Here is a 26987-nt window from a genome sequence, read left to right on the forward strand (position 1 = left end):
AGCGCGAAATCAGATCGCTGCGGCATCGAGATCGCCGGTGCGGATGCGAACCGCATGCTCGAGGTTGATGACGAAGATGTTGCCGTCGCCGATCCTGCCGGTTCACGCCACCGAGGCGATGGTTTCGACGACCGCATCGACCAGGCCGGAATTGACCGCGGCCTCGACCTTGATCTTCGGCAGAAAGCTCACGGTGTATTCGGCGCCGCATAGATTTCCGAACGGCCTTTCTGGCGGCCGTATCCCTTGACTTCCGTCACTGTCAGACCGTGCACGCCGATCGCGGTCAGGGCATCGCGGACCTCTTCGTGCTTGAAGGGCTTGATGATCGCCATAACGATTTTTTCATGTGTCCGGCCCCCGCCTGGGCCCGGCTGCAACATGCCGGGCGGTTTCGGCTGAGATTCCGCGCCGGGAAGGGTCGCGGCGCATTCGCAGCCGCAACCAGGGAATCAAATGCTGTGCCAAACCGGCCCAATTGCTTAACGACCTGTGAATTCAAGGCTTTTTGGCTCTGCTGCCACGCGGTGCGACATTGGGCGGAACCCTCCGCTCAAAACCTGACCACATCTGCTCAAAAGAAAGGCAGTGCCCGGCTTTCAGGATGTTTTGCCCAAGGGGAAGGCATCGAGAGGTTCGAAACACCGGTACCGATCAGAAAAAGCTCGATTCTGAAACCAGAACCGGGCCAAGGAAAACGCCGTCATATCGAAGTCGTCATGCGGCTATTGCAGCGCCTCGCCGTGCTGGGAAATGTCGAGTCCTTCCAGCTCGTTCTCGCGGGAAACCCGTAGCGCCACGAAAGCGCCGACCAGCTTGAGGAGGCCGTAAGTCACCGCACCTGACCAGAGCAGGGTGACGGCCACGCCATAGAGCTGCAGCAGCAACTGGCGCGGGTTGCCTTCGAGCAGGCCGGGCACGCCGCCGATCGACGAGGTCGCGAACACCCCGAGCAGCAGGGTCCCGGTCAGTCCGCCAATGCCGTGGACGCCGAATACGTCGAGCGAATCGTCATAGCGGAAGCGATGCTTGAGGCTGGTGCAGGCCCAATAGCAGATCAGTCCGGCAACGATTCCGATGATGATGCCTTGCAGGGGCGTGACAAAGCCGGAGGCCGGCGTGATCGTGCCGAGACCCGCAACCGCGCCCGAGATCATGCCGAGTACGGAGGGCTTGCGCCGCGTCGCCCACTCGATGGCTGCCCATGTCAGCGCGCCGGCGCAGGCGGCGAGATGCGTGGCGATAATCGCCATCACCGCGCGCGAATTCGCAGCCAGCGCGGAGCCGCCGTTGAATCCGAACCAGCCGACCCACAAAAGCCCCGTGCCCATCACAGCGAGGGACAAATCGTAGGGCGACAAATTGTCCGAACCATAGCCGTGACGGCTACCGAGGACTTTCGCCGCGACCAGCCCCCCTACGCCGGCGCTGAGATGCACCACCAGCCCGCCCGCGAAATCCTGCACGCCGGCAGCGCCGAGGAAGCCGCCGCCCCACACCCAATGCGCAAGCGGAATGTAGACAAAGATAAACCAACCGACCGAAAACAGCAGATAGGCCGAGAAGCGCATCCGATCGGCCACCGAGCCCGCCACCAGCGCCACGGTGATGATCGCGAAGGTCATCTGGTAAAGCATGAACAGTGCTTCGGGGATGGTCTTTGCCGCGGGATTGACGGCGTCCATGCTCATACCGGCGAGAAACATGCGGCCGGGCGATCCCAGCCACGGCCCGTCGCCTGTGAACGCCAGCGAGTAACCGAACGCCACCCACAGAATCGAAATCACCGCCACCGCTGCGAGGCTTTGCGCCATCGTCGCCAGCACGTTCTTTTTGCGCACCATGCCCGAATAGAACAGCGCCAGCCCCGGGATCGTCATCATCAGCACGAAGGCCGTGGCGACGATCATCCATGCGGTATCGGCGGCGCTGACAGTTGAAGTGGCGCTGTCCGCAAAGGCCGGCGTCCCTGTCGTTACGAAAATCGTGATTGCAACGATTGTCGTCGCAGCGCCTGCTGCCCAACGCAAAAGTGCCCCCATTGTTGTTCCCCGACTTTCGGATTCTCTTATGTCACCGACGTGGTGCAGCGGTCTTCGCGCTGCTTCGCCGCGCCGGGAACACGTTCACATCGTCACAGCGCGTCGCTGTCGGTCTCGCCCGTGCGAATGCGCAGGGCGTGATCGATTGGAATCACGAAGATCTTGCCGTCGCCGATCTGGCCGGTGCGCGCGGCCGCGGTGATGACCTCCACCGCCTTGTCCGCAAGCTCCGACGACACTGCGACCTCGATCCGTAGCTTAGGCAAGAAGTTTACGACATATTCGGCGCCGCGATAGATCTCGGTATGGCCCTTCTGGCGGCCGTAGCCTTTGACCTCGGTCACGGTCATGCCATGCACCCCGATCGCGGTCAGCGCTTGGCGGACCTCGTCGAGCTTGAAAGGTTTAATAACGGCGACGACGAATTTCATGATGACGCTTCCGCTCAATGGACAATACGTTAGCTGACTCCGCACGATTGAGTCTGACATCTTTCCGTGCAACTCGCACAAAAAACTTGCAGCCTGGACGAAAAACATGCCGAGGGTTTGTCACAGTGTGGAGACCTCGGCACGGACGGGCCGGTTTTTCGCCTGAACCAGGTTCGCGTCGTTGCGACTAAAGGGGACCACCGGCAAGAGCCGATGCGTCTTGGGGAAATTCATGCCGAACCGTCTGTGGTTTTTCGCCTCTGGAAACACCCAGCAAGGCCCGTATTCCGAAGACCGGCTGCGGGATTTCATCGTCCGCGGCACCGTGAACGCCAACACTCGCGTCTGGACCGAGGGCATGTCCGCCTGGGAAAGAGCCGGCGATATTCCGGGCCTCCTGTCCGGTGCTATGGCCGCTGCGCGCATGCCGCCGGGGCCCGCGCATGGAGGCGAGTCGCTGACCGGCAGTGACGGCCGTGCCGGCGACTCGCTGTCGGCGGATTTCAGCATCTGGGAGTTGCTCGGGCGCAGCCTGATCTTCGTCATCGGCTTCCTGCTGGTCGTTCCGGCACCCTGGGTGGCCACGAGCTTCTACCGATGGTTCATCTCTCAGGTACGGGTGCCGCAGCGGCCCGATCTCGGATTTACCGGCCAGCCGATGGATATCTGGTGGGTATTCGTGTTGAGCGCGCTGTGCACCTACTCCGGCGTGACCGGTATACCTTATATCGAGTTCATCCTGATTCCGGTGCAGGCCTGGCTGTCGTGGATGACGATTAAATGGATCGTGGCGAATATCAGCGCCAACGGACGGCCGCTTCAGCTTTCGTTCCGGGGCGACGCCATGCATTACGTCGGCTGGACTGTGCTGCTCCATCTCTCGCTCATCACCATCATCGGCGGGGCATGGGTCATCACGGCGATGACGCGCTGGATGTTCCGCAACATTGATGGCACCCGGCGCGAGATTATCTTCAATGCCAGCGGCCTTGAGGTGTTGTGGCGAACGGTGGTGGTTGCGATCGGCTGCATATTGATCATCCCGATCCCATGGGTGCTCAGCTGGATCGCGCGCTGGTACATCTCGCAGATCGAACTGTCGCCGCGGGCGGCTTAGATAATGATGATTTCGGATCGAATCGATCCAAGATCATGCACGTGATCGATTCTCACATCTTGAAAAGCGGGATCCGGGGCGGAAAACCGCACACACTTTTCCTCATCCCGCTCTAGCGCCGCTCGCGCACCGAGCCTTCCTGCACCACGGACGCGACCAGCGTGCCGTCCTGCTTGAAGATCAGGCCGCGGGCGAGACCACGGCCGTTCTGGGCATTCGGCGAATCCTGCGCATAGAGCAGCCACTCGTCAGCGCGGAACGGGCGGTGAAACCACATGGCATGATCGAGCGATGCCGCCATCATATGCTTATCGAACAGCGTGCGGCCGTAGCGCGCCATCACCGCATCCAGCAGAGCGAAATCCGACGCATAGGCCAGCGCGCACATGTGCAGCGCCGGGTCGTCAGGCAGACTCGACGCGGTGCGGATCCAGACATGGACACGACCGTCCTCGATCTTCTCGCCGAAGTAGCGGTTGAGTTCGACCGGGCGCAGTTCGATCGGCCTGTCCGATTCATAGTAACGGCGGATGAACTCGGGCACCTCCTTGAACATCGGCTGCTTGACGAATTCCTCCGGCGAGAGTTGCTCCGGCGGCGGCACGTCGGGCATCCGATCCTGATGATTGAAGGCGCCTTCCTCTTCCGCATGGAACGACACCATGAGCGAGAAGATGGCGCGGCCGTGCTGGATCGCGGTGACGCGCCGCGTCGAGTAGCTTTTGCCGTCGCGCAACCGCTCCACCTGATAGATGATCGGGATCTCGGGGTCGCCCGGCAGAATGAAATAACAATGCAGTGAATGCGGCAGGCGGCCTTCGACGGTGCGGCACGCCGCCACCATCGCCTGCGCGATCACCTGCCCGCCGAACACCCGCTGCCAGCCCGTCTTTGGGCTGTTGCCGCGGAACAGGTTTTCCTCGATCGGCTCCAAATCGAGGATCGCGATCAGATCGATCAAACTTTTGGACATCGCGACGCCTTCATCATGAACTCATGCGTTGTCATACCGTTAATCCCGGGTTCGCGGCCTCTAGCCGTCCTGGAACGACGACACGGGCCGAGCGGGTGCTAAAGAAGCAACGTTTGGAAACCGGTTTCGCCCGGCTATACTGCGGCGGCACAGAAGCAAGGCGTACCATGACGACACAACAGAGCATTGTCATCTGCGGCGGCGCATTCGCGGGACTGGCACTGGCGCTGGCGCTGCGTCAGGGGCTGGGCGCCGGGGTTCCGATCGTGGTCGCCGATCCGGCGCTGGCGAACCGGCCGAGCCGCGATCCGCGCGCCACCGCTATCGTTGCCGCCTGCCGCCGCCTATTCGAAGCGCTCGGGGTCTGGAACGAAGTCGCCGGCACCGCGCAGCCGATCCTCGATATGGTGGTCACGGATTCCAAGCTCGAGGACGCCACCCGCCCGACATTTCTGACGTTTACCGGCGAGGTCGAGCCGGGCGAACCGTTCGCGCACATGGTCGAGAATCGTTATCTGATCGAGGCGCTGGCGTCGCGTGCGGAAGCGGCAGGCGTCGAGTTGCGCGCGACCGCGGTGACGGGAAACGACGTGCGGCCGGGCGGAGTCATGGTCTCGCTGGCCGACGGCTCGACGATTGACGCAAGCCTTCTGGTGGCGGCCGACGGTGCGCGTTCAAGGCTGCGCGAGCGCGCCGGAATCGCCACTCACGGCTGGGAGTACGACCAGTCCGGCATCGTCGTCACCGTTGGCCACGAACGCGACCATCAGGGCCGCGCCGAAGAACATTTTCTCCCCGCCGGGCCGTTCGCGATCCTGCCGCTGACAGGCCGCCGCTCATCGCTGGTATGGACCGAGAAACGGGCGGATGCCGCGCGCATCGTCGCGCTTGCCGAAGAAGAATTTCATGCCGAACTGGAGCAGCGCTTCGGCCTGCACCTCGGCGAGATCAAGGCGCTCGACAAGCCACGCGCGTTCCCGCTTCACTATTTCGTCGCGCGCTCATTCATCGCCGAGCGGCTGGCGCTGGTCGGCGACGCGGCGCATGTGATTCACCCGATCGCGGGTCAGGGCCTGAACCTCGGACTGAAGGATGTCGCTGCGCTCGCGGAAACCGTCGTCGACGCTGTCAGGCTCGGCATCAATCCTGGGCAGGCCGACGTGCTCGAGCGCTATCAGCGCTGGCGGCGCTTCGACACCATGGCGATGGGCTTCGCCACCAACACGCTCAATGTTTTGTTCTCGAACGAATCGGCGCTGCTGCGCAGCGTGCGCGACATCGGCCTCGGTCTGGTTGACCGAATGCCGCCTTTGAAGAACGCGTTCATCCGCCAGGCGGCGGGACTGACCGGCGAGATGCCACGGCTGTTGAAGGGCGAGGCGCTGTAGGCGGGCAAATCGGGTCTCCCGCAGACGCAGGGGACCTCGTTCCTCGGTATTTGTTATTTCGGGAAGCAAATCCGGTCGCGGTACACGGGCCGCCGCAACGTCATTATGCATTCACAAGAACATAACAAGAAAATCTGCCCTCCCGCCGATGGTTAATCGCGTCTTAACCTCGCCGTACCTATGGTACTCAACTGTCTTTCGTCCGGCTATTGGGTGCGGCCGAACGTCTTGAAAGTGTTGACGCTTAACCGATGGCAACCACCGCTTCATCGCGCGCGGCGCCAGACGCCGTCAGTCCGGCCGAGTCTGCCGCCAGCCCGGCCGCGTTCACAACGCCCGGCGAGCGGTCACCGTTCGCGCGGACGGCGGAGCTGCTTGCGCCCTACGAGCCGGGACAACCTCTGATCACGTTGTCGCTGGGCGAGCCGCAGCACCCGCCGCCCGACTTCGTCGCTCCGATATTGTCTCAATATATCAACGAGTTCCGACGTTATCCGATGGCGCGGGGGATCGAGCCGTTCCGCCGCACGGCCGCGAACTGGCTGTCGAGGCGCTTCACCCTGCCCCGTGCCGTCGATCCCGAGACCGAGATTCTGGTGCTGAACGGCAGCCGTGAGGGGCTGTTTTTCGCCGCGATCGCCGCCGCCCGCTACGTCGCGCCCCGCATGGGCACGCCGGCCATCCTGATGCCGAACCCGTTTTACCCGGCCTATGGCGCGGGCGCACGCGCTGCCCATTGCGAAACCATCTTCCTGCCGACCACGCGCGCCAACGGTTTCCTGCCCGACCTCGATTCCATCGATGAGAGCACGCTGGCGCGGACGGTCGCGATCTATCTCGCCTCCCCCGCCAACCCGCAAGGAACGACGGCCTCGCGCGATTACCTCTCGCGCCTGATCGCGCTGGCGCGCCGTCACGGCTTCCTCGTGTTCTCGGACGAATGCTACTCGGAAATCTACACGCGGGACGCGCCCGGCAGCGCGCTGGAATGCGCGGGGCCGGATTTCGCCAATGTCGTCGCGTTCCAGTCGCTGTCGAAACGCTCGAACCTGCCGGGGCTACGGGTCGGTTTCGCGGCCGGCGATGGCAAATTCCTTTCCGCGTTTCATGAATTGCGCAACGTCGCGTCGCCTCAGGTGCCGGTGCCGCTGCAGCATGTCGCGGTGGCGGCCTATGGCGACGAAGCGCATGTCGAGGAGAACCGCCGGCTCTACCGGCTCAAGTTCGACCTCGCCGACCAGATCCTCGGTCATCGCTTCGGCTACAGCCGCCCGGCCGGCGGCTTCTGCATCTGGCTGGATGTCTCCGCTTATGGCGGCGACGAGGCCGTGGCCGTCAGGCTCTACAAGGAAGCCGGCATTCGCGTCGTGCCCGGAAGCTATCTGGCGCGTCCGCAAGCCGACGGCTTTAATCCCGGCGCGGGCTATATCCGTCTGGCGCTCGTAGCGGACACTGAAACAACGGCCGAGGCATTGCATCGGCTGGTGAAAACTCTCGATTAATCGCGGGATCCCATGAGCATGGCAGCGATCGAACGCCTTTTTCCCATCGTCGATCATATACCGCCGTCGATCCGCGAGCCGCTTGGCCGGCGCTTGCGCGAACTCACCGGGCTCGGCATGATCGCCTTGTCCGGCGCTGCTGCAGCCGCGCTGATGACGTGGTCGGTACAGGACCCGAGCCTCAGCCACGCCACCTCGCGCGCGATCCACAACGTCCTCGGCTATCCCGGCGCGATCGGCGCAGATCTCCTGATGCAGATTCTCGGTCTCGGCGCGATCATGCTGATCCTGCCGGTGGCGATCTGGGGATGGCGGATGCTGACTCATCGCCCGTTCGATTGCGAGGCCACGCGTCTCGGCTGCTGGATTCTTTGCACCATAACCGCCGCCGGCTTCGCCAGTTGCTGGCCTCACAACGGCGCATGGCCGCTGCCCACGGGTCTCGGTGGCGTGGTCGGCGACGCGCTGGTGCGGGCGCCCGCGATTCTGTTCGGCCCGGCGAGCGTGGTGCAGAGCATCGTGCTCGGCGCGATCTTCCTGCCGGTCATGGCCGCGACATTCCTTTGGGCCAGCGGAATCAGATCGCGGCCCGCCGACGAGGCGCGCGAAATCGAGGACGACCAGCCGTTTGATGAGGGCAGCGACCACGCCTCGGTCTCGCTGGGCTGGGCGGTTCACGCGATGATGAGCGCGAAGGCGCGATTCAAGCGCCTCAGGTTCGGGGCACTGCTCGCGCTGGCCTATAAGTCGCTGGTGTCGAGCGCGCCGCAAAAATCGGGAGCGCTGGCGTTCGAGCGTCAGGAACCGAACCTCGGCGGCGGACATATCGCTCCCTCCCTGGCGCCGGCCCGGAGCGACCTTGACGATGACCTTGACGACGACGAGGACGAAGCGGACGACGAGGAGGAGAGCGATGATGCGCCGGTTGTCAGCGCGCCGCGCCGGAAGGCCGCTCCCCGTCAGCCAGCGAAGAAACCCGGCAAGTTCGAATTGCCTTCGGTCAACGTTCTGAGCGCGCCGCGCGCCTCCGACCGCCAGCCGCTCAGCAAGTCCGAACTGGAAACCAATTCGCGGGCGCTGGAAGGCGTGCTTGGCGACTTTGGCGTGCGCGGCGAAATCGTGAAAGCCAATCCCGGACCGGTGGTGACGCTGTATGAACTCGAGCCCGCGCCCGGCATCAAGTCGTCACGCGTCATCGGCCTTGCCGACGATATCGCGCGTTCCATGAGCGCGCTGTCGGCGCGCGTCGCGGTGGTCGCCGGCCGCAACGCCATCGGCATCGAACTGCCGAACGCGCACCGCGAAAAAGTTTACTTGCGCGAATTGCTCACCGCGAGGGAGGCGACCGACTCGGTCGCCAAGCTGCCGCTCTGCCTCGGCAAGACCATCGGTGGCGATCCGGTCATCATCGATCTCGCGCGCACCCCGCATATGCTGATCGCCGGCACCACCGGCTCCGGCAAATCGGTCGCAATCAACACCATGATTCTCAGCCTGCTGTACCGGCTACGGCCCGATCAGTGCCGTCTCATCATGGTCGATCCAAAGATGCTCGAACTCTCGGTCTATGACGGCATCCCGCATCTGCTGACACCGGTGGTGACCGATCCGAAGAAGGCGGTGGTCGCGCTGAAATGGGCCGTGCGCGAGATGGAAGAGCGCTACAAGAAGATGGCCAAACTCGGCGTACGCAATATCGACGGCTACAATACCCGCCTCCTTGAAGCGAAGGCCAAGGGCGAGGATCTGACGCGCACGGTGCATACCGGCTTCGACAAGGAAACCGGCAAGGCGATCTACGAGCAAGAGAAGCTCGAGTTCGAGCCGCTGCCCTTCATCGTCATTATCGTGGATGAAATGGCCGACCTGATGATGGTCGCGGGCAAGGATATCGAAGGCGCGGTCCAGCGTCTTGCGCAGATGGCGCGCGCCGCCGGCCTCCACGTCATCCTCGCGACGCAGCGTCCGTCGGTCGACGTCATTACCGGCACCATCAAGGCCAATTTCCCGACCCGCATCGCCTTCCAGGTGACGTCCAAGATCGACAGCCGCACCATTCTCGGCGAGATGGGCGCCGAGCAACTGCTTGGCCAGGGCGACATGCTCTACATGGCCGGCGGTGGCCGCATCTCGCGCGTGCACGGGCCGTTCGCATCCGACGAAGAAGTCGAGAAGGTGGTTCGCCATCTCAAAACGCAAGGCGCTCCCGAATATCTCGAGGCGGTCACGGCCGAAGAGCCCGCTGAGGGCGAGGACGGCGCGGTGTTCGACGGCACGAGCATGGGCAGCGACGGCGGCGGCGATCTGTTCTCGCAAGCTGTCGCAATCGTGAAGCGCGACCGTAAGGCTTCGACCAGCTATATCCAGCGCCGTCTCCAGATCGGGTACAACCGCGCCGCTTCGCTGATGGAGCGCATGGAACTCGAAGGCATCGTCGGGCAGGCCAATCACGCAGGAAAGCGCGAAATCCTGATCGAGGAAGAAGAAGGCCACTTCTGATCCATGACGGTATGACGATGATCGAGTTTCCGGAGCCGCGAAATCGCCACAGCACCAAACTAGATCACGATGATTCTGGATCGAATCGATCCAAAATCATCAACGTGATCGATTCCGATATTATGAGAAGCGGAATGCGGGCGGAAAACCGCACGACACTTTTCCTCATTCCCTTCTAGGGGCCCGGTTCAAACTTGCATATCGTTGCAGCCACCTTCCGCTTGAGCATGATTTTTGAAAACTGGAAGCAGATTTTCAGACGAGATCATGCTCGATCAGAGAGATGCGATGGTATCTGGTTCAGCGCAGTTGAGGCGAACTCCCGCGCGGCGGCCATCCCTCGGATCCGGTCGGGGAAAAAAGCGATATCCGCAACGCCGCGAAGCACTGTAGAAGGAACGCCTCCGGCGGACAGGACGAAACATTGAGCAGAGACGTGACACATTCATCCGCGGCCAGTCGTCCGATCCGCGCGCGCCTCGGCGTGGTCCGGCTCGCGGCGGCGCTGACCATGGGTCTTCTTGTTCTTGTTACGCCTGCCCTCGCCGAGGCCGTTCCGCTCCCGCAACCGGCCCCTAAGGCCCGCAACGGAGCACCCGCGGCGATGGTGGTGCAGACGGCCCAGCCGGAGGTGACCGGAACCACGCGACCGCCGGACCCGATCATTCCTGATCCGCGCCGCAACGTACCGGCCAATATTTTTGCAACTTTCAGCGCGGATCAGAAAGCGGCGGCGGCACGAGTCAGTGCCTATCTATCGTCGCTGCGGACGCTTGCCGGAAATTTCGTGCAGGTCGGCCCTGATGGCAGCCGATCAACCGGCGAATTTTACATCCAGAAGCCGGGCAAAGTACGGTTCGAATACGACCCTCCGTCACCGATCGCGATGATTTCCGACGGCTCGTCGCTCGTTGTTCGTGACACCAAGCTCGCGACCCAGGATGTGTACCCGCTGGCGCAAACGCCGCTGCGCTATCTGTTGTCGGACCGCATCGACCTGATGAGGGACACCAACGTCGTCGCCGTGACGTCGGACGATCTCTACATCAGCGTCACCATCGAAGAGAAGCAGGCGCTGGTCGGCACCTCCCGCCTCATGCTGATGGTCGGCGTCAAGGACGGCAAGCTCAAGCAGTGGACCATAACCGATCCGCAGGGCTACGACACCACGGTAGCGATTTACAATCTCAATGCCACGGCGAAGCTCGATCCCGCTCTGTTCAAGATCGATTATACCAATTATCCGACCTCGACGAACAACTGAGGCGTTACAACGCGCAGATCGAATATTGATGGATACGCGGGTCAGGTCCGCGTATGACGGCACATAGACCTGTCGACGTCTTCACCGGAATTCATGCATCTCACCTTCACCACCTGGAATATCAATTCGGTGCGGCTGCGCATCGATCTGGTCGCCAAGTTTCTGAAAGCGCAACGGCCGGACGTGTTGTGCCTGCAGGAGACCAAATGCCCCGATGACGCCTTTCCGCTGAAACGCTTCCGCCGACTCGGCTATGAGCACATCGCGCTCAACGGGCAGAAGGGATATCACGGGGTGGCGGTGGTCTCGAAGCTGCCATTTGACGCCAGCAACATCCGCACGTTCTGCGACAAGATCGACTCCCGCCACGTCAGTGTGATCTTCGGCGGCCAGGCGGGTCTCGCCGCGCCGCTGGTGCTACATAACTTCTATGTGCCCGCGGGTGGCGACATTCCCGATCCCGTGCTCAATCCGAAGTTTGCCCACAAGCTGCAATTTCTCGACGAGATGAAAGCCTGTGCGCCGCTGCATCCGGGCAACGGCGACCGGCATGTGCTGGTCGGCGATCTCAATGTCGCGCCACATGAGAACGACGTCTGGTCGCACAGGCAACTCCTGAAAATCGTCTCGCATACGCCCATCGAATGCGAGAAGCTGCTCGGCGTGCAGAATCACGGCAACTGGATCGACATCGCTCGCGCGCGGATTCCGATGTCGGAGAAAGTCTATACGTGGTGGAGCTATCGCGCCGCCGACTGGGTTGCCGCCAACCGCGGCCGCAGACTTGACCATATCTGGGTCTCCGAAGCGCTGCGTGGCGGAATCCGGGACTTCCGCATCACCCGCGACGCCCGAGGCTGGCAGCGTCCATCCGATCATGTGCCGGTGACGGCGGTGATCGAGGTGTGAGTGCCGACGCCACGGCGGATCTTATCCGAAAGCTGGTTTCCACTTTGCGATGGCACAGCCCGTCGGGTCGGGATCAAAGACTTTGTGTTTTTGATTTGACGCGTTTTCTTCACGCGAACCGGTATCCACTTCGCTCGAAAACGCTTTAACTACTCAGTTTCGCCGATGCCATCAGGATGTCGCTGGTCGTTTGCCGGGTGCGGTTGGCGAGTTCGTCGCGAAGGCGGTGGGCGGCGGCGGGATAGCTGTCAAGCACGCGCAGAAACAGGGTGCGTGAAACGCGGATCACCATCGAATATTCCCGCGCAATCGCGGTGGCCTGCCGCGATATCGGGACGATCAAAGCGAGTTCCCCGATCAGCGTGCCGCACTCGGCGACGACTTCCCGATCGTGGCCGTCCGGGACGTGGATACGAAAGCTGCCCTCCTGAACGACGTACCCCCCATCCGCCTCGTCACCCGCGCGAAACAGGATCGAGCCGCTGGCGAACTGCTGCTGTTCTGCGCCGATGGCAAGCACGCGCAAAGCCTCGGCGCCCAGCAAGCGCAGGGTCGGGACGCGCTCAAGCAGGACAACGTCATCGTCGATCGACATGCAAAACCGGTCGGCTCCGGATCACCCAAAGGCTGTTTTGACGGGAGCTGATACGAGTCGTCAACCTATAGCGTTTTTGGACGAAGTGGATACCGGCTCGCGGAAAGAAACGCCTCGAAACTACCATAGAGTCTCGCTTCTGACTCCATCCGAATCAGGGCACCAGCTTGTAGCCACCCGCTTCGGTCACCAGAATCTCCGGATTGGCAGCGTCATTCTCGATCTTCTGGCGCAACCGGTAAATGTGAGTTTCCAGGGTATGCGTGGTGACTCCGGAGTTGTATCCCCAGACCTCCTGCAACAGGGTCTCGCGTGACACCGGAATCTGCCCGGCCCGGTAGAGGAAGCGCAAAATCGCCGTTTCCTTCTCGGTCAGCCGCACCTTCTTGGCATTGGCGGTCGTCAGCATTTTGGCGCCGGGCCGGAAACTATAGGGTCCGACCGAAAATACCGCGTCCTCGCTGGCCTCATGCTGACGCAACTGCGCGCGGATGCGTGCCAGCAGCACCGCAAAGCGGAACGGTTTGGCGATATAGTCATTGGCGCCGGACTCAAGGCCCAGAATCGTATCCGAATCGGTGTCGTGACCGGTCAGCATGATGATCGGCGCCTTGAAGCCGCCCTTGCGCAAACTGCGCACCACTTCGCGACCATCCGTGTCGGGCAGGCCGACGTCCATCAGCACGAGATCGGGCGAATGGGCTTTGGCCGCGCTGGCGCCCTTCGCGCCGGTATCAACGGCGGACGCCTCGAATTCCTCATGCAGCGACAGTTGCTCGACCAGCGTATCGCGCAGATCGTTATCGTCGTCCACGATCAGGATTTTGCGGGCGTTGGCCATTTATGCAATCCTCCTGGCGGCTGAAACACCCGGCGGGCGCGCCAGCTACCTTCATCAGGTATTTAAGTCCCGATTCGTCGGGCGCATGAACTTGCAGCAATTCATCGTCCAAACAGAGTACTCCAGAACTGGGGAGAATTTGGATGAATGTTCCCTGTCATGACATACAGGATCGACGTCTCGGCTGAGAGAATGCGCGGGGCTTCCTCATTCCATACAAAGCTAAGACTTTTCAATGCCTTGCACGACACATTCCTGTGATCGACCGCTCGCGGCGATTCGCATTCGGGCCGTCGCCGGACGACCGCAGCAAGGCTGGCTGATCGCGGAAGGGCGGACAATTGCGGTGGCGCTTGGCCGCGGCGGTATCCGGGCCAACAAACGCGAGGGCGATGGCGGCACCCCAAAGGGGATTTTTCGGCCCATACGGGTGTGGTGGCGACCCGATCGGCATCCACGGCCACAAACATTTCTGCCGGTTCGCGCGATCACACCCGCTGATGCCTGGTGTGAGGATCCGGCCGACCGGCGCTACAATCGACCGATTCGGCTGACGCAGAGCGCAACCGGCGACCGGCTGACGCGCGAGGATCATCTCTACGACTTCATCATCGAAATCGATCACAACACCCGCCCGCGTATCGCAGGGCGCGGCAGCGCTGTGTTCCTGCATCTGGCGCGCGACAACTTTGGCCCGACCGCCGGATGCGTGGCGATGACGCAACCCGCCATGCTGCGGCTGTTGCGGCGGATCGGTCCACGCACGAAAATCATGATCGGGTGAAGCTGAAGGGCTTTCCTTCTCCCTTGCGGAAGATAGGAAGAATTACCGCGTCCCGAAAATCGCCGAGCCGATCCGCACATGCGTCGCGCCGAGCGCAATCGCTATGGCGAAGTCCGCGCTCATCCCCATCGACAGCTGCGTGAGCCCGTTGCGCTTGGCGATCTTGGCGGCAAGCGCGAAATGCGGCGCCGGCGCATCATCCATCGGCGGAATGCACATCAAGCCTGAGATCGTGAGGCCATAAGTGTCGCGACAGCGTACGATGAAGTCGTCGGCATCCGCTGGTGCGACGCCGGCCTTCTGCGGCTCCTCGCCAGTGTTGATCTGCACGAACAGATCCGGCCGCCGGTTCTGATTCTTGATCTCTTTTCCCAACGCCTCGCAAAGGCTCGAGCGGTCGACCGAATGGATGGCATCGAACAGGGCGACGGCGTCCTTCGCCTTGTTGGACTGCAGCGGGCCGATCAGATGCAGCGCGAGACCGGGATGCGCCGCGATCAAGGCAGGCCACTTCCCCTTGGCTTCCTGCACGCGGTTCTCCCCGAACACGCGCTGGCCGGCTGCGATCACCGGCGCGATCGCTTCAGCGTCGAAGGTTTTCGACACCGCTACCAGCGTCACCGAGGAGCGTTCGCGTTGTGCGTCCCGGCACGCGCGAACAATCCCGGCTTCCACGGAAGCAAAGCCATCGATCGGCGCCGCCTCACCAGTGGTCATTGTCGCGCCGGAATCGCGAGACCGCGCTGCACCGCCGGCCGCGCCAGGCCTCGCTGCAGCCAGCCGCCGACATGACGGAAACGATCGAACTCGACGATATCGCGCGCATCGTAAAACCCGATCAGGTTGCGCACCCAGCCAAGCATCGAGATATCCGCGATGGTGTAGTCGTCGCCTGCAAACCACCGATGCGTCGCCAGATGCACGTCCATCACGCCAAGCAGCCGCTTCGATTCCGTCACATAGCGGTCGCGTGGCCGCTTATCCTGGAAATCCTTGCCGGCGAACTTATGGAAGAATCCCACCTGCCCGAACATCGGCCCGACGCCGCCCATCTGGAAGTGCAGCCACTGGAGGGTCTGCCAGCGCAGCGCCGGATCAGCCGGCAGAAACTGTCCGGTTTTCTCGGCGAGGTATTGCAGGATGGCGCCCGACTCGAACAAAGCGAGCGGCTTGCCGCCGGGCCCATCGGGATCGAGGATCGCGGGAATCTTGCCGTTGGGATTGAGTGAGAGAAATTCACGACTCCTCTGTTCATCCCTGCTGAAATCGACGAAATGCGGCTCATAGGGCAATCCGGTTTCTTCCAGCATGATCGAGACCTTCACCCCGTTGGGCGTCGGCACCGAATAGAGCTGCAGACGCTCCGGGTGGGCCGCCGGCCAGCGGCGGGTGATCGAAAAAGCGGAAAGGTCGGCCATCGTCACTCCGGAAGGCGGGAAACGTTCCCTGCTTACACCGCAAAACCACACCGCTTGCAAACCGCCCGCCCGACCGTTGACCCCCGATCCGCTTCATGGCCTAGTCGAGTGGCTGCAAATCACGAAAAACATCGCAATTCCATGACCTCAGAACGTTACAACGCCCGTGACGCCGAACCGCGCTGGCAAGCCGAGTGGGACAGGCAGGCGATCTTCGCCACCAAAAACGATGACCCGCGCGAAAAATACTACGTGCTGGAGATGTTCCCGTATCCGTCCGGGCGCATCCACATCGGCCATGTCCGCAACTACACCCTTGGCGACGTGATCGCGCGCTACATGCGCGCCAAGGGCTACAACGTGCTGCACCCGATGGGCTGGGACGCCTTCGGCCTGCCGGCCGAGAACGCCGCGATCGAGCGCAAGATCGCGCCGAGGGCGTGGACCTACGACAACATCAAAGCCATGAAGAAGCAGCTCCGCTCGATCGGGCTGTCGCTCGACTGGGCCAGGGAGTTCGCGACCTGCGATCCCTCCTATTACAAACACCAGCAGAAGATGTTTCTGGACTTCCTGCGCGCCGGTCTCGCCGAGCGCGAGAAGCGCAAGATCAACTGGGATCCGGTCGACATGACCGTGCTCGCCAACGAGCAGGTGATCGATGGACGCGGCTGGCGCTCCGGCGCCGTGGTCGAGCAGCGCGAGATGAACCAGTGGGTCTTCAAGATCACGACGTATTCGCAGGAGCTGCTCGACGCGCTCGGCACGCTCGATCGCTGGCCCGACAAGGTGCGGCTGATGCAGCGCAACTGGATCGGCCGCAGCGAGGGCCTGCTGCTGCGCTTCGCGCTCGACCCGGCGACCACGCCAAACGGTGAGAACGAGCTGAAAATATTCACCACGCGGCCGGACACCCTGTTCGGCGCGAAGTTCATGGCGATCGCGCCGGATCATCCGCTCGCGCAAGCGGCAGCGAAGAATAACTCCGCGCTCGCCGACTTTATCGCCGAGTGTAAGCGGCGCGGCACCGCGCAAGCCGAGATCGACACCGCGGAGAAAATGGGGTTCGACACCGGCATCAAGGCCGTGCACCCGTTCGATGCGACCTGGAAGCTGCCGGTCTACGTCGCCAACTTCATCCTGATGGAATATGGCACCGGCGCCATCTTCGGCTGTCCGGCGCACGACCAGCGCGACCTCGACTTCGTCAACAAATATGGACTTGGCAACACGCCGGTGGTCTGCCCCGAGGGACAGGAACCGTCGAGCTTCGTCATCACTGACACCGCTTACGACGGTGATGGCCGCATGATCAATTCGCGTTTTCTCGACGGCATGACCGCTGATGCGGCGAAGGAAGAAGTCGCCAAGCGCTTGGAAGGCGAAACGCGCGGCAAAGCCCCGGTCGCCGAGCGCAAGGTGAACTTCCGTCTGCGCGACTGGGGCATTTCACGCCAGCGCTACTGGGGTTGTCCGATCCCGGTGATCCATTGCCCGGCCTGCGACGTCGTTCCGGTGCCGGACGAGAATTTGCCGGTGACGCTGCCGGAGGATGTCACCTTCGACAAGCCCGGCAACGCGCTCGATCATCACCCGACCTGGAAGCACGTCAGTTGTCCGCGATGCGGGGCGAAGGCCACCCGCGAAACCGACACCATGGATACCTTCGTCGATTCGTCGTGGTACTTCGCGCGCTTCACCGATCCGTGGAACGACAACGCACCGACCACGCGCGCAGTCGTCGACCGGATGCTGCCGGTGGACCAGTATATCGGCGGCGTCGAGCACGCGATCCTGCATCTGCTCTATTCGCGCTTCTTTACCCGCGCGATGAAGGCCACCGGCCATGTCAGCATGGACGAACCGTTCAAGGGCATGTTCACGCAGGGCATGGTGGTGCACGAGACTTACCGCAAGCCTGACGGCGGCTGGGCCTCGCCCGAGGAGGTGCGGATCGAGGTCGACGGCAACAACCGCCGCGCCACGTTGATCGCAACCGGCGAGCCGGTCGAGATCGGCGCGGTCGAGAAGATGTCGAAATCGAAGCGCAACACCGTCGATCCCGACGATATCATCGGCAGCTATGGCGCCGATACCGCACGCTGGTTCATGCTGTCGGATTCGCCGCCGGATCGCGACGTGATCTGGAGCGAGGAAGGCGTACAGGGTGCGGCGCGCTTCATGCAGCGGCTATGGCGGCTGGTCAATGAATCCGCCGAACCCGGCAAGACCGCGCCGCAAGAGAGACCAGCGGCATTTGGCACCGATGCTTTGGCGCTACGGAAGGCGGCCCATGGCGCGCTCGACAAGGTCTCTACGGGAATAGAGCGGCTGCACTTCAACGTCTGCCTCGCCAATATCCGCGAGTTCGCCAACGAATTGGCCGACGCCCTTGCCCGCTCCCGCAGCAACAAGTCCGCCCCGGCGCCGGACCTCGCTTGGAGCCTGCGCGAGGCAGCCATCATTCTGGTGCAGGTGTTCAGCCCGATGATGCCGCACCTCGCCGAGGAATGCTGGCAGGCGCTCGGTCAGGCTGGCCTGGTCTCGGAAGCCGGTTGGCCACAAATCGAGCCCGATTTGCTGGTTGAAGACGCCCTCACGCTGCCGGTGCAGGTAAACGGCAAAAAGCGGGGCGAGGTGACCGTGGCCAGCGGCGCGGGAAATCCGGAAATTGAGGCTGCCGTTTTGGCGCTCGATGCGGTAAAGCAGGCCTTGGGCGGCAAGCAGGCTCGAAAGATCATTATCGTTCCGCAGAGGATCGTGAATGTGGTGGGGTAGTTTGTCGGGTCGCCGGGCTGGAAAATGGGTCAATCCGCGCATCGCAGCCCGGCTAAGCATCATTGCCGTGCTGGCCGCGCTGACGGCTGGCTGCTTCCGTCCGATGTATGCCGAACACGCCGACGGCAGCCCGGCGCTTCGCGACAGGCTGATGGGCGTTGAACTCCTGCCGATCGATAAACCCAATGGGTCTCCGGATGCGCGGATCGGTGTCACTCTTCGCAACGCGCTTGCATTCAAACTTTACGGCGGCGCCACCGGAGCGCCCCCGACACACCAGCTTCAGATCCGCTTCACCACCAACCGCTCGTCGCTGATGCTCGACCCAAACACCGCGCTGCCCTCCAACGAGCAATACGGTATCAATGCGAGCTACCAGCTGATCGAGGTTGCCACCGGCAAGACCGTCCTGAACGCGAATACCTTCTCCCGCACCTCCTATGACATTCCCGGCCAGCTCCAGCGTTTCGCCCGCGCGCGTGCCTATCGCGACGCTGAAGACCGCGCCGCGCAGCAAATCGCCGAGAATATCAATACCCGGCTGGCGGCGTTCTTTTACGCCGGCACGTGATCGCCGGCGAATGGTCGCGCTGCGCGGAAAGGACATCGACAGCTTTCTCGCCCGGCCCGATCCGGCCCGCCCGATCATCCTGCTCTACGGTCCCGACGCCGGTCTGGTGCGTGAGCGCGCTGACGCGTTGATGGCGTCGGCCGTCGAAGATCCCAACGATCCGTTTTCGCTGGTTCGGCTCGACGGCGACGATCTCGCCACTGAGCCGTCGCGTCTCGTCGATGAGGCGATGACGGTGCCGCTGTTCGGCGGCCGCCGCGCGATCCGGATCAAGGCGGGGTCACGCAGCTTTGCCAGCGGCGTCGATGTGCTGGCGAACTCCACGATCCAGGATTGCCGGATCGTGATCGAAGCCGGCGAGCTGAGGCCGGAATCACCGCTGCGCAAGGCTTGCGAGCGCGCGAAGAACGCGGTGGCAATTGCCTGCTATCCCGACACCGAACGCGATCTGACGCGGTTGATTGACGAGGAGTTGCGCCTCTCGAGCCTGAAGATCGCGCCCGATGCCCGCGCGGCGCTGATGTCCCTGCTCGGCGGTGATCGTCAGGCTTCGCGCAATGAGCTGCGCAAGATTGCGCTCTATGCTCATGGGCAACGCGAGATCACGCTCATCGACATCATGGCCGTGGTCTCTGACGCATCCGACTTCAAACTCGATCCCGTCATCGACGCCGCATTCGCCGGACAGCCGGCGGTGGTCGAAACCGAATTCGCCAAGGCCATGGTCGCTGGTACCTATCCGGGCCTTGTCATTTTGGCCGCGCAGCGTCAGGTCGCCGCCCTGCACAAGGCTGCGCTTTTAATGGAGGGCGGCGCGTCCGCTTCATCGGCCGCCGATAGCGGATTTCCGCGATTGCATTTTTCGCGCAAGACGGCCGTGGAAACGGCGCTGAGCAATTTCAGCGCCGCGCGGCTGATTCAGGTGATGGATCAGCTTGCCGGCGCCGCATTGGAAACCCGCAAGCAAGCGACGCTGGCCTCCGCGATCGCGCAACGCGCTCTGATGTCGATCGCGGTGAATGCACGGCGGAGAGGGTGACAGGTCGTCATTGCGAGGATGCAAGGCCGACGAAGCAATCCAGCTCTTAGAAAAGCGATTCAAACAGATCGGTCCAGGCCGGGTTGAGGCCTTCAATCAATACGAGTTTCTTTACACGGCTGCCGGCTTTTATCTGCTTTTCGCGTGTGATTGCGTTTGTCATGGTCTCGTGCAATTCGTACCAAACTAAGCTCTTGCATCCATATTTCTTCGAAAATCCTGCAATCAGGCCTTCTCGATGCTCAAAGATACGACGCGGTAAATCTGCCGTTACACCGGTGTAAAGGGTCCCGTTCCGACCGCTTGTTATAATATAGACGCAGGGCTGTTTCATGCCGCCGTCTGGATTGCTTCGCTCACAACGACGCGAGATCGTGACGATTGAGGCCAGCTCGGCTTCCCCGTCATTGCGAGCGGAGCGAAGCAATCCAGGAGCCACTCCGAAAGACTGGATTGCTTCGTCGCTTGCGCTCCTCGCAATGACGATGATTCAAACTCATTTCATCTCGCTCTAAAAGAGCCCGTCACCCCTTCGAATCCAGCCTTTTCAAAATCTCGTCAAGCTGTTCGAGATCGCGATAGCGTATCTGCACGACGCCGCCGGGATTCTTGTGATCGACCGTCACCGCAAGGCCGAGCGCGTCGCTAACGCGCTTTTCCAGCGCCAACGTATCGGAGTCCTTCTGCGCTTTGTCAGCGCGGGCCTTCTGCGGCTTGCGCTCGGCAACGCCCTCCTCATGCGCAAGCGCCTCAGCCTGCCGCACATTGAGACCTTCCGTGACGATGCGCCTCGCCGCCGCGGAAGGATCGGGCACGCCGATCAGCGCACGCGCATGGCCTGCCGATAACTCGCCGGAGGTGATCAGCGCCTGCACATCGTCCGGCAGTTTTGTCAGCCGCATCATGTTTGCGACATGGCTGCGGCTCTTGCCGACAATCTTCGCAATGTCATCCTGCGTGTGTTTGAATTCATTGGCGAGCGCGTGATAGCCCTGCGCTTCTTCCATCGCATTGAGATCTTCGCGCTGCACGTTCTCGACGATCGCGATTTCGAGCGCGACATGATCGCTGACCTCGACCGGAACGATCGGAACCTCGTGCAGCCCCGCGGACTGCGCCGCGCGCCAGCGGCGCTCGCCCGCGATGATCTCAAAGCGATCCTGCGTCCCCTTCACGGCCCGCACCACGATTGGCTGGATGACGCCGTGCTGTTTGATGGAGTCGGACAACTCGCCGAGTTCGACATCGGAAAACGCGCGGCGTGGATTGCGCGGATTCGGTTTCAAAAACTCGATCGGCACCTTGCGCTGCACGCGCGGACGCTCGGCATGGGCGGCCTCGCCACCGACGTCGCCGATCAGACTTGCAAGACCGCGTCCCAGTCGAGAACGCGCTTCGTCGGCCATCGCCAGCTCCCTTGGATTCACGCGCTGTACTCCAGACTTGAAGGAAACATAAGGTCACTCTTCTCTCCCCTTGTGGAGGAGAGCAGGTTGCGCATCATGGCAGCACTCATCGAGTTACTCACGCACCCCACGACCCGATTTCCGATTCTCAATGCGCCGTGCGTAACTCGCGCTCGCGCTGAATCACCTCGGTCGCAAGTTTCAGATAGGCTTCGCTGCCGCTGCATTTGAGATCATAGACCAGCACCGGCTTGCCGTAGGACGGCGCTTCCGAAATGCGCACGTTGCGTGGGATCATGGTGTCGTAGACTTTTGAGCCCATGAACTGGCGCACGTCGGCGACCACCTGGTTCGACAGGTTGTTGCGCGAGTCGAACATGGTGAGCACGATGCCGTGGATCGACAGATTCGGATTGAGCGTTGAACGCACCTGCTCGACAGTCTGCAACAGCTGCGACAGACCTTCGAGGGCGAAGAACTCACATTGCAGCGGCACAAGGATCGCATCCGACGCCGCCATCGCGTTGACCGTGAGAAGATTGAGCGACGGCGGACAGTCGATCAGCACATAGGTGTAATCGGCAGCATCGGCGGCATTGCCGTTGAGCGCGGTGATCGCGTCCCGCAGACGGAAGGCACGGTCCTTTGTGGTTCCGAGCTCAAGTTCCAGACCGGAGAGGTCCATGGTCGAGGCCGCGATGTGCAGGCGCGGCACCGCGGTCGGCACGACCGCGTCACGCAGCGGTGCTTCGCCGATCAACACATCATAAGTGGAGACGTTGCGATCGCGCCGGTCGATGCCAAGACCCGTGGAGGCGTTGCCTTGCGGATCGAGATCGACGATCAGGACGCGCTCCCCGATCGCGGCCAGTGCAGTGCCAAGATTGATCGCGGTCGTGGTTTTGCCGACACCACCCTTCTGATTGGCGAGCGAAATGATGCGGGGATGGCGGACGTGAGATTCGCCTCCGTCTTCGTGTCGGTAGACTTCATCAATGACCGTCATGCACCACGCCATGCCTGTTTTGCCTGAGGACGATCACGCCCGCTCGATATGATCGAGTTCCACGATCCAGCCGTGTCCGCCGGTGCAACTTGAATGAATCTGAGGCTTAATATTCCAATATTTAGTAGCTTCCGTCAATTCAGCTTCTACATCTTGGCCCTTGAGAAACAGCGCGGTGGCGCCCTTTGTCACGAAGGGTTCTGCGAAGCCGAGCAGCACTTGTAGAGGCGCCAGTGCACGCGCGGTCACGCAATCGATCCGATCCTCCACTCTGTCCACATAATCCCCGATATCCATCAGGTGAATAAGGCCCGGTGACGCGGTGACCCGCACGGCCTCGCGCAGAAATGCCGCTTTTTTAGCGTTGCGCTCGATTAGATCGACGCGCGCGCCCTCAACGCCCGCAAGGGCGCAGGCAAGCACGACGCCGGGAAAGCCTCCGCCGCTGCCGAAATCAGCCCAGCGTTTTGCATTCGGAGCCAGCGTCAGAAGCTGAAGGGAATCCGCTATGTGGCGGGTCCAGAGCTGCGGCATCGTGGACGACGCGACGAGATTGGTTTTTGTCTGCCATTGGACCAGCAGATCGACATAGGCGTCTAGCCGCGCCTCGATTTGACGTGAAACGGGGGTAAGCGCCAACGCGGCCATCTTGTCGGTAGCCGAGGTTGGGGAGCGCTCTCGTTCGGGCGTGGACATCATGGCCAACATAGACGCCCCTCTGATTCCTGGCCAGACGTTTGGTGGACCGCGGTTTGGGATTGGTCGGCCATTGGCCGACAGCAGTCGAACGAATCGGGAGATGCCGCCCGATCATCGTCCGCTGTCCGGATCCGGATCCGGTTAGAAATTGTTTCACGTGAAACAAGTCGCCGGGGCGGAATCATCTTCGTCGTTGATTGAGGACTCTTTCGCCCGATGTTTCACGTGAAACATTCAACCGACTGAACCGGATCATCGCGCGGAAGCAGCCGCTCTCTTCCGCGTTTCCCGACGCAGATAGGCCGCGAGAATCCCCAGAGCGGCCGGCGTGAGTCCGTCGAGGCGGCCTGCCTGCCCCACGGTGCGCGGCTGAGCCTTTTCCAGCCGGTTTCGGGCTTCATTGGAGAGGCCGGGAACCGCACTGTAGTCGATCCCGGTGAGAATCAGCCCCTCGTCGCGACGAAACGCCTCGACATCGGCGGTCTGGCGCTTCAGATAGACGTCGTATTTGGCATCGATCTCGAGATGCACAGCGATTCCCGAATCGACGGCCGACAGCTCCGGCCAGATCGCGGCCACGTCATGCCAGCCGATCTCCGGATAAGACAACAACTCGAACGCAGACCGCCGATGGCCGTCGCGATTAAGCCAGAGTCCGTAGCGGGCAGCCTCGTTCGGCGTCACCGACAGCGACATCGCCAACGCCTTGGCCGCACGCAAGTCCGCCATCTTGCCCCGATGATGAGCCGCGCGCCCTGCCCCGACGCATCCGATGGCAATTCCCTTGTCCGTCAGCCGCTGGTCGGCATTGTCGGCGCGGAGCGTCAGCCGATACTCGGCGCGGGAGGTGAACATCCGATAGGGCTCGGTGATTCCGCGCGTCACCAGGTCATCGATCATCACACCGAGATAGCCGTCGGCGCGGTCCAACACGACCGGATCGCCGCCGCCCGCGGCCAATGCCGCATTCAGCCCCGCAACGAGACCCTGTGCCGCCGCCTCTTCGTAACCTGTCGTGCCGTTGATCTGGCCGGCCAAAAACAGCCCGGGCATTCGCCTGGTCTGCAAGGTCGGTTCAAGTTCGCGAGGATCGACATGGTCATATTCGATGGCATAGCCCGGACGGGTCATCCTGACCTTCTCCAGGCCGGGAATGGTCGCAAGTATCGCGAGCTGCACGTTTTCCGGCAGCGAGGTCGAAATCCCGTTGGGATAAACCGTGCTGTCGTCGAGGCCTTCCGGCTCGAGAAAGATCTGATGTCCGTCACGATCGCCGAAGCGGACCACCTTGTCCTCGATCGAAGGACAATAGCGCGGACCCGAGCTGGCGATCTGGCCGGAATAGATCGGCGAACGATGCACGTTGGCGCGGATCACCTCGTGCGTCGCCGGCGTGGTGCGCGTGATGCCGCACTGGATCTGGGGCGTTGTGATTCGCTCGGTCATGACCGAGAATGGCTCCGGCGGATCATCACCCGGCTGCATCTCAACCGCGGCCCAGTCGATGGTTGCGCCATCGAGCCGCGGCGGGGTTCCGGTCTTGAGTCGCCCAAGGGCGAAGCCGATCCGCTCGAACGACGTGGACAGGCCGAGTGCAGGTGCTTCATCGACCCGCCCTGCCGGCCAACTCTTTTCGCCGAGATGGATCAAACCGCGCAGAAAGGTGCCGGTGGTGACCACGACCGCGACGGACGTGAGCTGCCGGCCATCGGTCAGACCAATGCCGGCGATCCTGCCACCGGAAACAATCAGGTCATCCGCCTCGCCTTCGATCACCTCAAGATTCGCGGTTTCGCGAATCGCAGCCTGCATGGCCGCGGCGTAGAGCTTGCGATCCTGCTGGGCTCGCGGGCCGCGGACGGCTGGACCCTTACGACGATTGAGCATTCGGAACTGGATGCCGGCAGCATCGGCCATGCGCCCCATCAGACCGTCGAGGGCATCGACCTCGCGGACCAGATGGCCCTTGCCGAGTCCGCCGATCGCTGGATTGCAGGACATCGCGCCCACGGTGCTAAACCGATGGGTGACCAGCGCGGTTCGCGCGCCGGTTCGCGCGGCCACGGCCGCAGCCTCGCAGCCGGCGTGGCCACCCCCGATCACGATCACATCGAATGCTGATGCCATAAGCTTCTCGGCTTCTCGCCAATATCCGGTGCGACTTCTATCTCAGGCTCGCAGAATCCGAAAGTTCGGACTCGGGATACAAGGCTCGGTGTTTCACGTGAAACACCGCATCCCCAAACCTCCCGGCACACTTGATCTTGCACTAAGAAATGAACTATTATTCACTATTTACCGACGCAGAATTCTAAAAAGAGTGAATCAAGAATATCGTCTATATCGACACGACCGAGCAGCCGCCCGATAAAATGAACTGCAATTCGTACCTCCTCGGCGACAAGTTCGTCGCCCCGACCGGCCAGCGCCTCTGCCTTTACAAGCGATGCTGCAGCATCCCGCAATATGCTGCGATGCCGCAATCGCGTGATTGCGCCCGTCTCACCCCGTCCAAGCCAGACGCCCGCGAAAGCCGTGAGCGCGGCCACCAGTTCATCGACGCCATCACCCCGCGCCGCCGAAATCCGAAATTGCCGCGTCGGGGCGCGTTGCTCCATTTTCGTTTCGACCTGCCCCAGGTTCGCCCCACCATTCTCCGGGTTAGAAAGGTCGATCTTGTTTCGTATCAGCCAGAGTGAAACGTCGCCGTTGACAATTGATCCATCCGGCTCGGCGCTGTGATCGGCCGAAAGCCACAGCACCAGATCGGCCGACGCCGCCCGGTCGCGGGCTCGCCGCACGCCCTCCTGCTCGACGGGATCGTCAGTCTCGCGAATGCCGGCCGTGTCGATGAGCGTCACCGGATAGCCATCGAGATCGAGATAGACTTCGATGATGTCACGCGTCGTTCCCGCGTGCGGCGACACGATCGCCGCTTCGCGACGGGCAAGACGATTGAGCAGCGTCGACTTGCCGGCATTCGGCGGACCGGCGATCGCGACCGTCAGACCGTCGCGCAGGCGTTCACTCTGTACTGATGTCGCAAGGGTTTGTTCGATCTCGCGACGGAGCTGCGCGATCTTCTCCAGCGCCGGTTTCAGCAGGTCTTCCGGTACATCGCCTTCATCGACGAAATCGATTCCGGCTTCGATCAGGGCCGAGGCATCGATCAGCTCCTTGCGCCAACCTCGCGCGCGATCGCCGAGCAGGCCCTGCAACTGACGCAAGGCCTGACGGCGCTGCCGGTCGGTGTCGGCATGAATCAGATCATCGAGACCTTCGGCTTCAGTGAGATCAATCTTGCCATTCTCGAAGGAGCGCCGGGTAAACTCTCCCGGTTCCGCAGTTCTCGTATTGTCGATCGACGACAACGCCGCGAACAAGGCGTTCAGCACAGCGCGGCCGCCGTGAATATGAAACTCCGCGACGTCTTCACCGGTTGCGCTCGCAGGCGAGGGGAACCACAAGACAATAGCATCATCAATTGCTTCACCGGCCCGGTCGCGCAGCAATACGCGCGTCGCCATACGTGCAACAGGAATTGCACCTGCGATGTCTCGAAGTGCGGTGCCAGCCTCCGGGCCGGACACACGCACAACAGCGATCGCCGACGTCGGCCGGCCCGACGACAGCGCAAAGATCGTTTGTTCTCGCGGATGCATGACTTATGTCTTGGACTGCTTCGATGATCTGAACTTCAAAGCTATTGCAACGAACCCCGCCGT

23 protein-coding genes and 1 pseudogene are annotated in these 26987 nt (G+C 62.1%); 10 read left to right on the forward strand and 14 right to left on the reverse strand.

The genetic code is table 11. The features are described 5' to 3' along the window. Positions 1-9 precede the first annotated feature (9 nt). The 3 genes and pseudogenes from GGQ85_RS03655 to GGQ85_RS03665 form a co-directional block, all read right to left on the reverse strand. Positions 10-383: pseudogene (locus GGQ85_RS03655) on the reverse strand (P-II family nitrogen regulator). Between the two features lie 342 nt (positions 384-725). Then, a complete protein-coding gene (locus tag GGQ85_RS03660) occupies positions 726-2042 on the reverse strand; it encodes an ammonium transporter (RefSeq protein WP_309773399.1) in 1317 nt (438 codons plus the stop codon). Between the two features lie 92 nt (positions 2043-2134). Further along, positions 2135-2473 carry a P-II family nitrogen regulator gene (locus GGQ85_RS03665; protein WP_079445130.1) on the reverse strand — a complete coding sequence of 113 codons (339 nt, stop codon included), beginning with the start codon at positions 2471-2473 and terminating at the stop codon, positions 2135-2137. Positions 2474-2705: 232 nt separating this feature from the next. On the opposite strand from GGQ85_RS03665, the gene GGQ85_RS03670 reads away from it, so the two are divergent. Then, complete coding sequence (locus GGQ85_RS03670) at positions 2706-3590, forward strand: DUF4339 domain-containing protein (protein WP_309773400.1); 885 nt, start codon at positions 2706-2708, stop codon at positions 3588-3590. A gap of 112 nt (positions 3591-3702) precedes the next feature. On the opposite strand, the gene tesB is transcribed toward GGQ85_RS03670, so the two are convergent. After that, positions 3703-4563, reverse strand: a complete 861-nt coding sequence (gene tesB, locus GGQ85_RS03675) for an acyl-CoA thioesterase II (RefSeq protein ID WP_309773401.1) — start codon at positions 4561-4563, stop codon at positions 3703-3705. Positions 4564-4730: 167 nt separating this feature from the next. On the opposite strand from tesB, the gene GGQ85_RS03680 reads away from it, so the two are divergent. The 5 genes from GGQ85_RS03680 to GGQ85_RS03700 all read left to right on the forward strand — a co-directional run bounded on the left by GGQ85_RS03680 (position 4731) and on the right by GGQ85_RS03700 (position 12125). After that, positions 4731-5951: a ubiquinone biosynthesis hydroxylase gene (locus GGQ85_RS03680; protein WP_309773402.1), complete on the forward strand. Its 1221-nt coding sequence runs from the start codon at positions 4731-4733 to the stop codon at positions 5949-5951. Between the two features lie 251 nt (positions 5952-6202). Then, positions 6203-7453: an aminotransferase class I/II-fold pyridoxal phosphate-dependent enzyme gene (locus GGQ85_RS03685; protein ID WP_309773404.1), complete on the forward strand. Its 1251-nt coding sequence runs from the start codon at positions 6203-6205 to the stop codon at positions 7451-7453. A gap of 12 nt (positions 7454-7465) precedes the next feature. Next, positions 7466-9952, forward strand: coding sequence for a DNA translocase FtsK (locus GGQ85_RS03690; RefSeq protein WP_309773405.1), 2487 nt, complete (start codon positions 7466-7468; stop codon positions 9950-9952). 511 nt (positions 9953-10463) lie between these two features. Beyond that, positions 10464-11216, forward strand: coding sequence for an outer membrane lipoprotein carrier protein LolA (locus tag GGQ85_RS03695; RefSeq protein ID WP_079445186.1), 753 nt, complete (start codon positions 10464-10466; stop codon positions 11214-11216). Between the two features lie 93 nt (positions 11217-11309). Then, positions 11310-12125: an exodeoxyribonuclease III gene (locus GGQ85_RS03700; protein ID WP_309773406.1), complete on the forward strand. Its 816-nt coding sequence runs from the start codon at positions 11310-11312 to the stop codon at positions 12123-12125. Between the two features lie 145 nt (positions 12126-12270). On the opposite strand, the gene GGQ85_RS03705 is transcribed toward GGQ85_RS03700, so the two are convergent. Beyond that, on the reverse strand, positions 12271-12720 hold the full coding sequence (locus tag GGQ85_RS03705) for a cyclic nucleotide-binding domain-containing protein (protein WP_079445150.1): 450 nt from the start codon (positions 12718-12720) through the stop codon (positions 12271-12273). 154 nt (positions 12721-12874) lie between these two features. Further along, a complete protein-coding gene (locus GGQ85_RS03710; RefSeq protein ID WP_079445151.1) occupies positions 12875-13561 on the reverse strand; it encodes a response regulator transcription factor in 687 nt (228 codons plus the stop codon). A 235-nt stretch (positions 13562-13796) separates the two neighbouring features. Here GGQ85_RS03710 and GGQ85_RS03715 point away from each other — a divergent pair, with 235 nt between their 5' ends. Next, positions 13797-14345 (forward strand): L,D-transpeptidase family protein, encoded by a 549-nt coding sequence (locus GGQ85_RS03715; RefSeq protein WP_309773407.1) that lies wholly within the window; start codon positions 13797-13799, stop codon positions 14343-14345. A gap of 42 nt (positions 14346-14387) precedes the next feature. Here the strand turns inward: GGQ85_RS03715 and GGQ85_RS03720 are convergent, their stop codons facing one another. Further along, positions 14388-15062, reverse strand: coding sequence for a YggS family pyridoxal phosphate-dependent enzyme (locus tag GGQ85_RS03720; RefSeq protein ID WP_309773408.1), 675 nt, complete (start codon positions 15060-15062; stop codon positions 14388-14390). Next, entirely contained in the window at positions 15059-15763 is a 705-nt protein-coding gene (locus GGQ85_RS03725; protein WP_309773409.1) for a glutathione S-transferase N-terminal domain-containing protein, read from the reverse strand. Before GGQ85_RS03725 ends, GGQ85_RS03720 begins: the two co-directional genes overlap by 4 nt. Positions 15764-15904: 141 nt before the next feature. Between GGQ85_RS03725 and leuS the strand changes: the two genes are divergently transcribed. From leuS to holA, 3 genes are read left to right on the forward strand one after another with little or no spacing between them, the layout of a single operon-like run. Then, entirely contained in the window at positions 15905-18541 is a 2637-nt protein-coding gene (gene leuS / locus GGQ85_RS03730; RefSeq protein ID WP_309773410.1) for a leucine--tRNA ligase, read from the forward strand. Continuing rightward, positions 18528-19112, forward strand: coding sequence for an LPS assembly lipoprotein LptE (lptE, locus tag GGQ85_RS03735; protein ID WP_309773411.1), 585 nt, complete (start codon positions 18528-18530; stop codon positions 19110-19112). Before leuS ends, lptE begins: the two co-directional genes overlap by 14 nt. 10 nt (positions 19113-19122) lie before the next feature. Beyond that, complete coding sequence (gene holA / locus GGQ85_RS03740) at positions 19123-20151, forward strand: DNA polymerase III subunit delta (RefSeq protein ID WP_309773412.1); 1029 nt, start codon at positions 19123-19125, stop codon at positions 20149-20151. A 46-nt stretch (positions 20152-20197) separates the two neighbouring features. Here the strand turns inward: holA and GGQ85_RS03745 are convergent, their stop codons facing one another. The 6 genes from GGQ85_RS03745 to mnmE form a co-directional block, all read right to left on the reverse strand. Next, a complete protein-coding gene (locus GGQ85_RS03745; protein WP_079445158.1) occupies positions 20198-20485 on the reverse strand; it encodes a GIY-YIG nuclease family protein in 288 nt (95 codons plus the stop codon). Between the two features lie 190 nt (positions 20486-20675). Beyond that, positions 20676-21557 carry a ParB/RepB/Spo0J family partition protein gene (locus GGQ85_RS03750; protein WP_309773413.1) on the reverse strand — a complete coding sequence of 294 codons (882 nt, stop codon included), beginning with the start codon at positions 21555-21557 and terminating at the stop codon, positions 20676-20678. 148 nt (positions 21558-21705) lie between these two features. Further along, positions 21706-22563, reverse strand: coding sequence for a ParA family protein (locus GGQ85_RS03755; protein ID WP_309773414.1), 858 nt, complete (start codon positions 22561-22563; stop codon positions 21706-21708). Between the two features lie 33 nt (positions 22564-22596). Then, positions 22597-23262 (reverse strand): 16S rRNA (guanine(527)-N(7))-methyltransferase RsmG, encoded by a 666-nt coding sequence (gene rsmG, locus GGQ85_RS03760; protein WP_309773470.1) that lies wholly within the window; start codon positions 23260-23262, stop codon positions 22597-22599. Positions 23263-23514: 252 nt separating this feature from the next. Beyond that, positions 23515-25389, reverse strand: a complete 1875-nt coding sequence (mnmG, locus tag GGQ85_RS03765) for a tRNA uridine-5-carboxymethylaminomethyl(34) synthesis enzyme MnmG (protein WP_309773415.1) — start codon at positions 25387-25389, stop codon at positions 23515-23517. A gap of 164 nt (positions 25390-25553) precedes the next feature. Beyond that, a complete protein-coding gene (gene mnmE / locus GGQ85_RS03770) occupies positions 25554-26924 on the reverse strand; it encodes a tRNA uridine-5-carboxymethylaminomethyl(34) synthesis GTPase MnmE (protein ID WP_309773416.1) in 1371 nt (456 codons plus the stop codon). Positions 26925-26987 lie beyond the last annotated feature (63 nt).

Source organism: Nitrobacter vulgaris (assembly GCF_031453995.1).
Lineage (GTDB): Bacteria > Pseudomonadota > Alphaproteobacteria > Rhizobiales > Xanthobacteraceae > Nitrobacter > Nitrobacter vulgaris.

Excerpts from the sequence above, each read along its gene's own strand:
- GGQ85_RS03660 (WP_309773399.1), bottom strand. The coding sequence starts at position 2,042 with ATGGGGGCACTTTTGCGTTGGGCAGCAGGCGCTGCGACGACAATCGTT.
- GGQ85_RS03665 (WP_079445130.1), bottom strand. The coding sequence starts at position 2,473 with ATGAAATTCGTCGTCGCCGTTATTAAACCTTTCAAGCTCGACGAGGTC.
- GGQ85_RS03670 (WP_309773400.1), top strand. The coding sequence starts at position 2,706 with ATGCCGAACCGTCTGTGGTTTTTCGCCTCTGGAAACACCCAGCAAGGC.
- tesB (WP_309773401.1), bottom strand. The coding sequence starts at position 4,563 with ATGTCCAAAAGTTTGATCGATCTGATCGCGATCCTCGATTTGGAGCCG.
- GGQ85_RS03680 (WP_309773402.1), top strand. The coding sequence starts at position 4,731 with ATGACGACACAACAGAGCATTGTCATCTGCGGCGGCGCATTCGCGGGA.
- GGQ85_RS03685 (WP_309773404.1), top strand. The coding sequence starts at position 6,203 with ATGGCAACCACCGCTTCATCGCGCGCGGCGCCAGACGCCGTCAGTCCG.
- GGQ85_RS03690 (WP_309773405.1), top strand. The coding sequence starts at position 7,466 with ATGAGCATGGCAGCGATCGAACGCCTTTTTCCCATCGTCGATCATATA.
- GGQ85_RS03695 (WP_079445186.1), top strand. The coding sequence starts at position 10,464 with ATGGGTCTTCTTGTTCTTGTTACGCCTGCCCTCGCCGAGGCCGTTCCG.
- GGQ85_RS03700 (WP_309773406.1), top strand. The coding sequence starts at position 11,310 with ATGCATCTCACCTTCACCACCTGGAATATCAATTCGGTGCGGCTGCGC.
- GGQ85_RS03705 (WP_079445150.1), bottom strand. The coding sequence starts at position 12,720 with ATGTCGATCGACGATGACGTTGTCCTGCTTGAGCGCGTCCCGACCCTG.
- GGQ85_RS03710 (WP_079445151.1), bottom strand. The coding sequence starts at position 13,561 with ATGGCCAACGCCCGCAAAATCCTGATCGTGGACGACGATAACGATCTG.
- GGQ85_RS03715 (WP_309773407.1), top strand. The coding sequence starts at position 13,797 with ATGCCTTGCACGACACATTCCTGTGATCGACCGCTCGCGGCGATTCGC.
- GGQ85_RS03720 (WP_309773408.1), bottom strand. The coding sequence starts at position 15,062 with ATGACCACTGGTGAGGCGGCGCCGATCGATGGCTTTGCTTCCGTGGAA.
- GGQ85_RS03725 (WP_309773409.1), bottom strand. The coding sequence starts at position 15,763 with ATGGCCGACCTTTCCGCTTTTTCGATCACCCGCCGCTGGCCGGCGGCC.
- leuS (WP_309773410.1), top strand. The coding sequence starts at position 15,905 with ATGACCTCAGAACGTTACAACGCCCGTGACGCCGAACCGCGCTGGCAA.
- lptE (WP_309773411.1), top strand. The coding sequence starts at position 18,528 with ATGTGGTGGGGTAGTTTGTCGGGTCGCCGGGCTGGAAAATGGGTCAAT.
- holA (WP_309773412.1), top strand. The coding sequence starts at position 19,123 with ATGGTCGCGCTGCGCGGAAAGGACATCGACAGCTTTCTCGCCCGGCCC.
- GGQ85_RS03745 (WP_079445158.1), bottom strand. The coding sequence starts at position 20,485 with ATGAAACAGCCCTGCGTCTATATTATAACAAGCGGTCGGAACGGGACC.
- GGQ85_RS03750 (WP_309773413.1), bottom strand. The coding sequence starts at position 21,557 with ATGGCCGACGAAGCGCGTTCTCGACTGGGACGCGGTCTTGCAAGTCTG.
- GGQ85_RS03755 (WP_309773414.1), bottom strand. The coding sequence starts at position 22,563 with ATGACGGTCATTGATGAAGTCTACCGACACGAAGACGGAGGCGAATCT.
- rsmG (WP_309773470.1), bottom strand. The coding sequence starts at position 23,262 with ATGATGTCCACGCCCGAACGAGAGCGCTCCCCAACCTCGGCTACCGAC.
- mnmG (WP_309773415.1), bottom strand. The coding sequence starts at position 25,389 with ATGGCATCAGCATTCGATGTGATCGTGATCGGGGGTGGCCACGCCGGC.
- mnmE (WP_309773416.1), bottom strand. The coding sequence starts at position 26,924 with ATGCATCCGCGAGAACAAACGATCTTTGCGCTGTCGTCGGGCCGGCCG.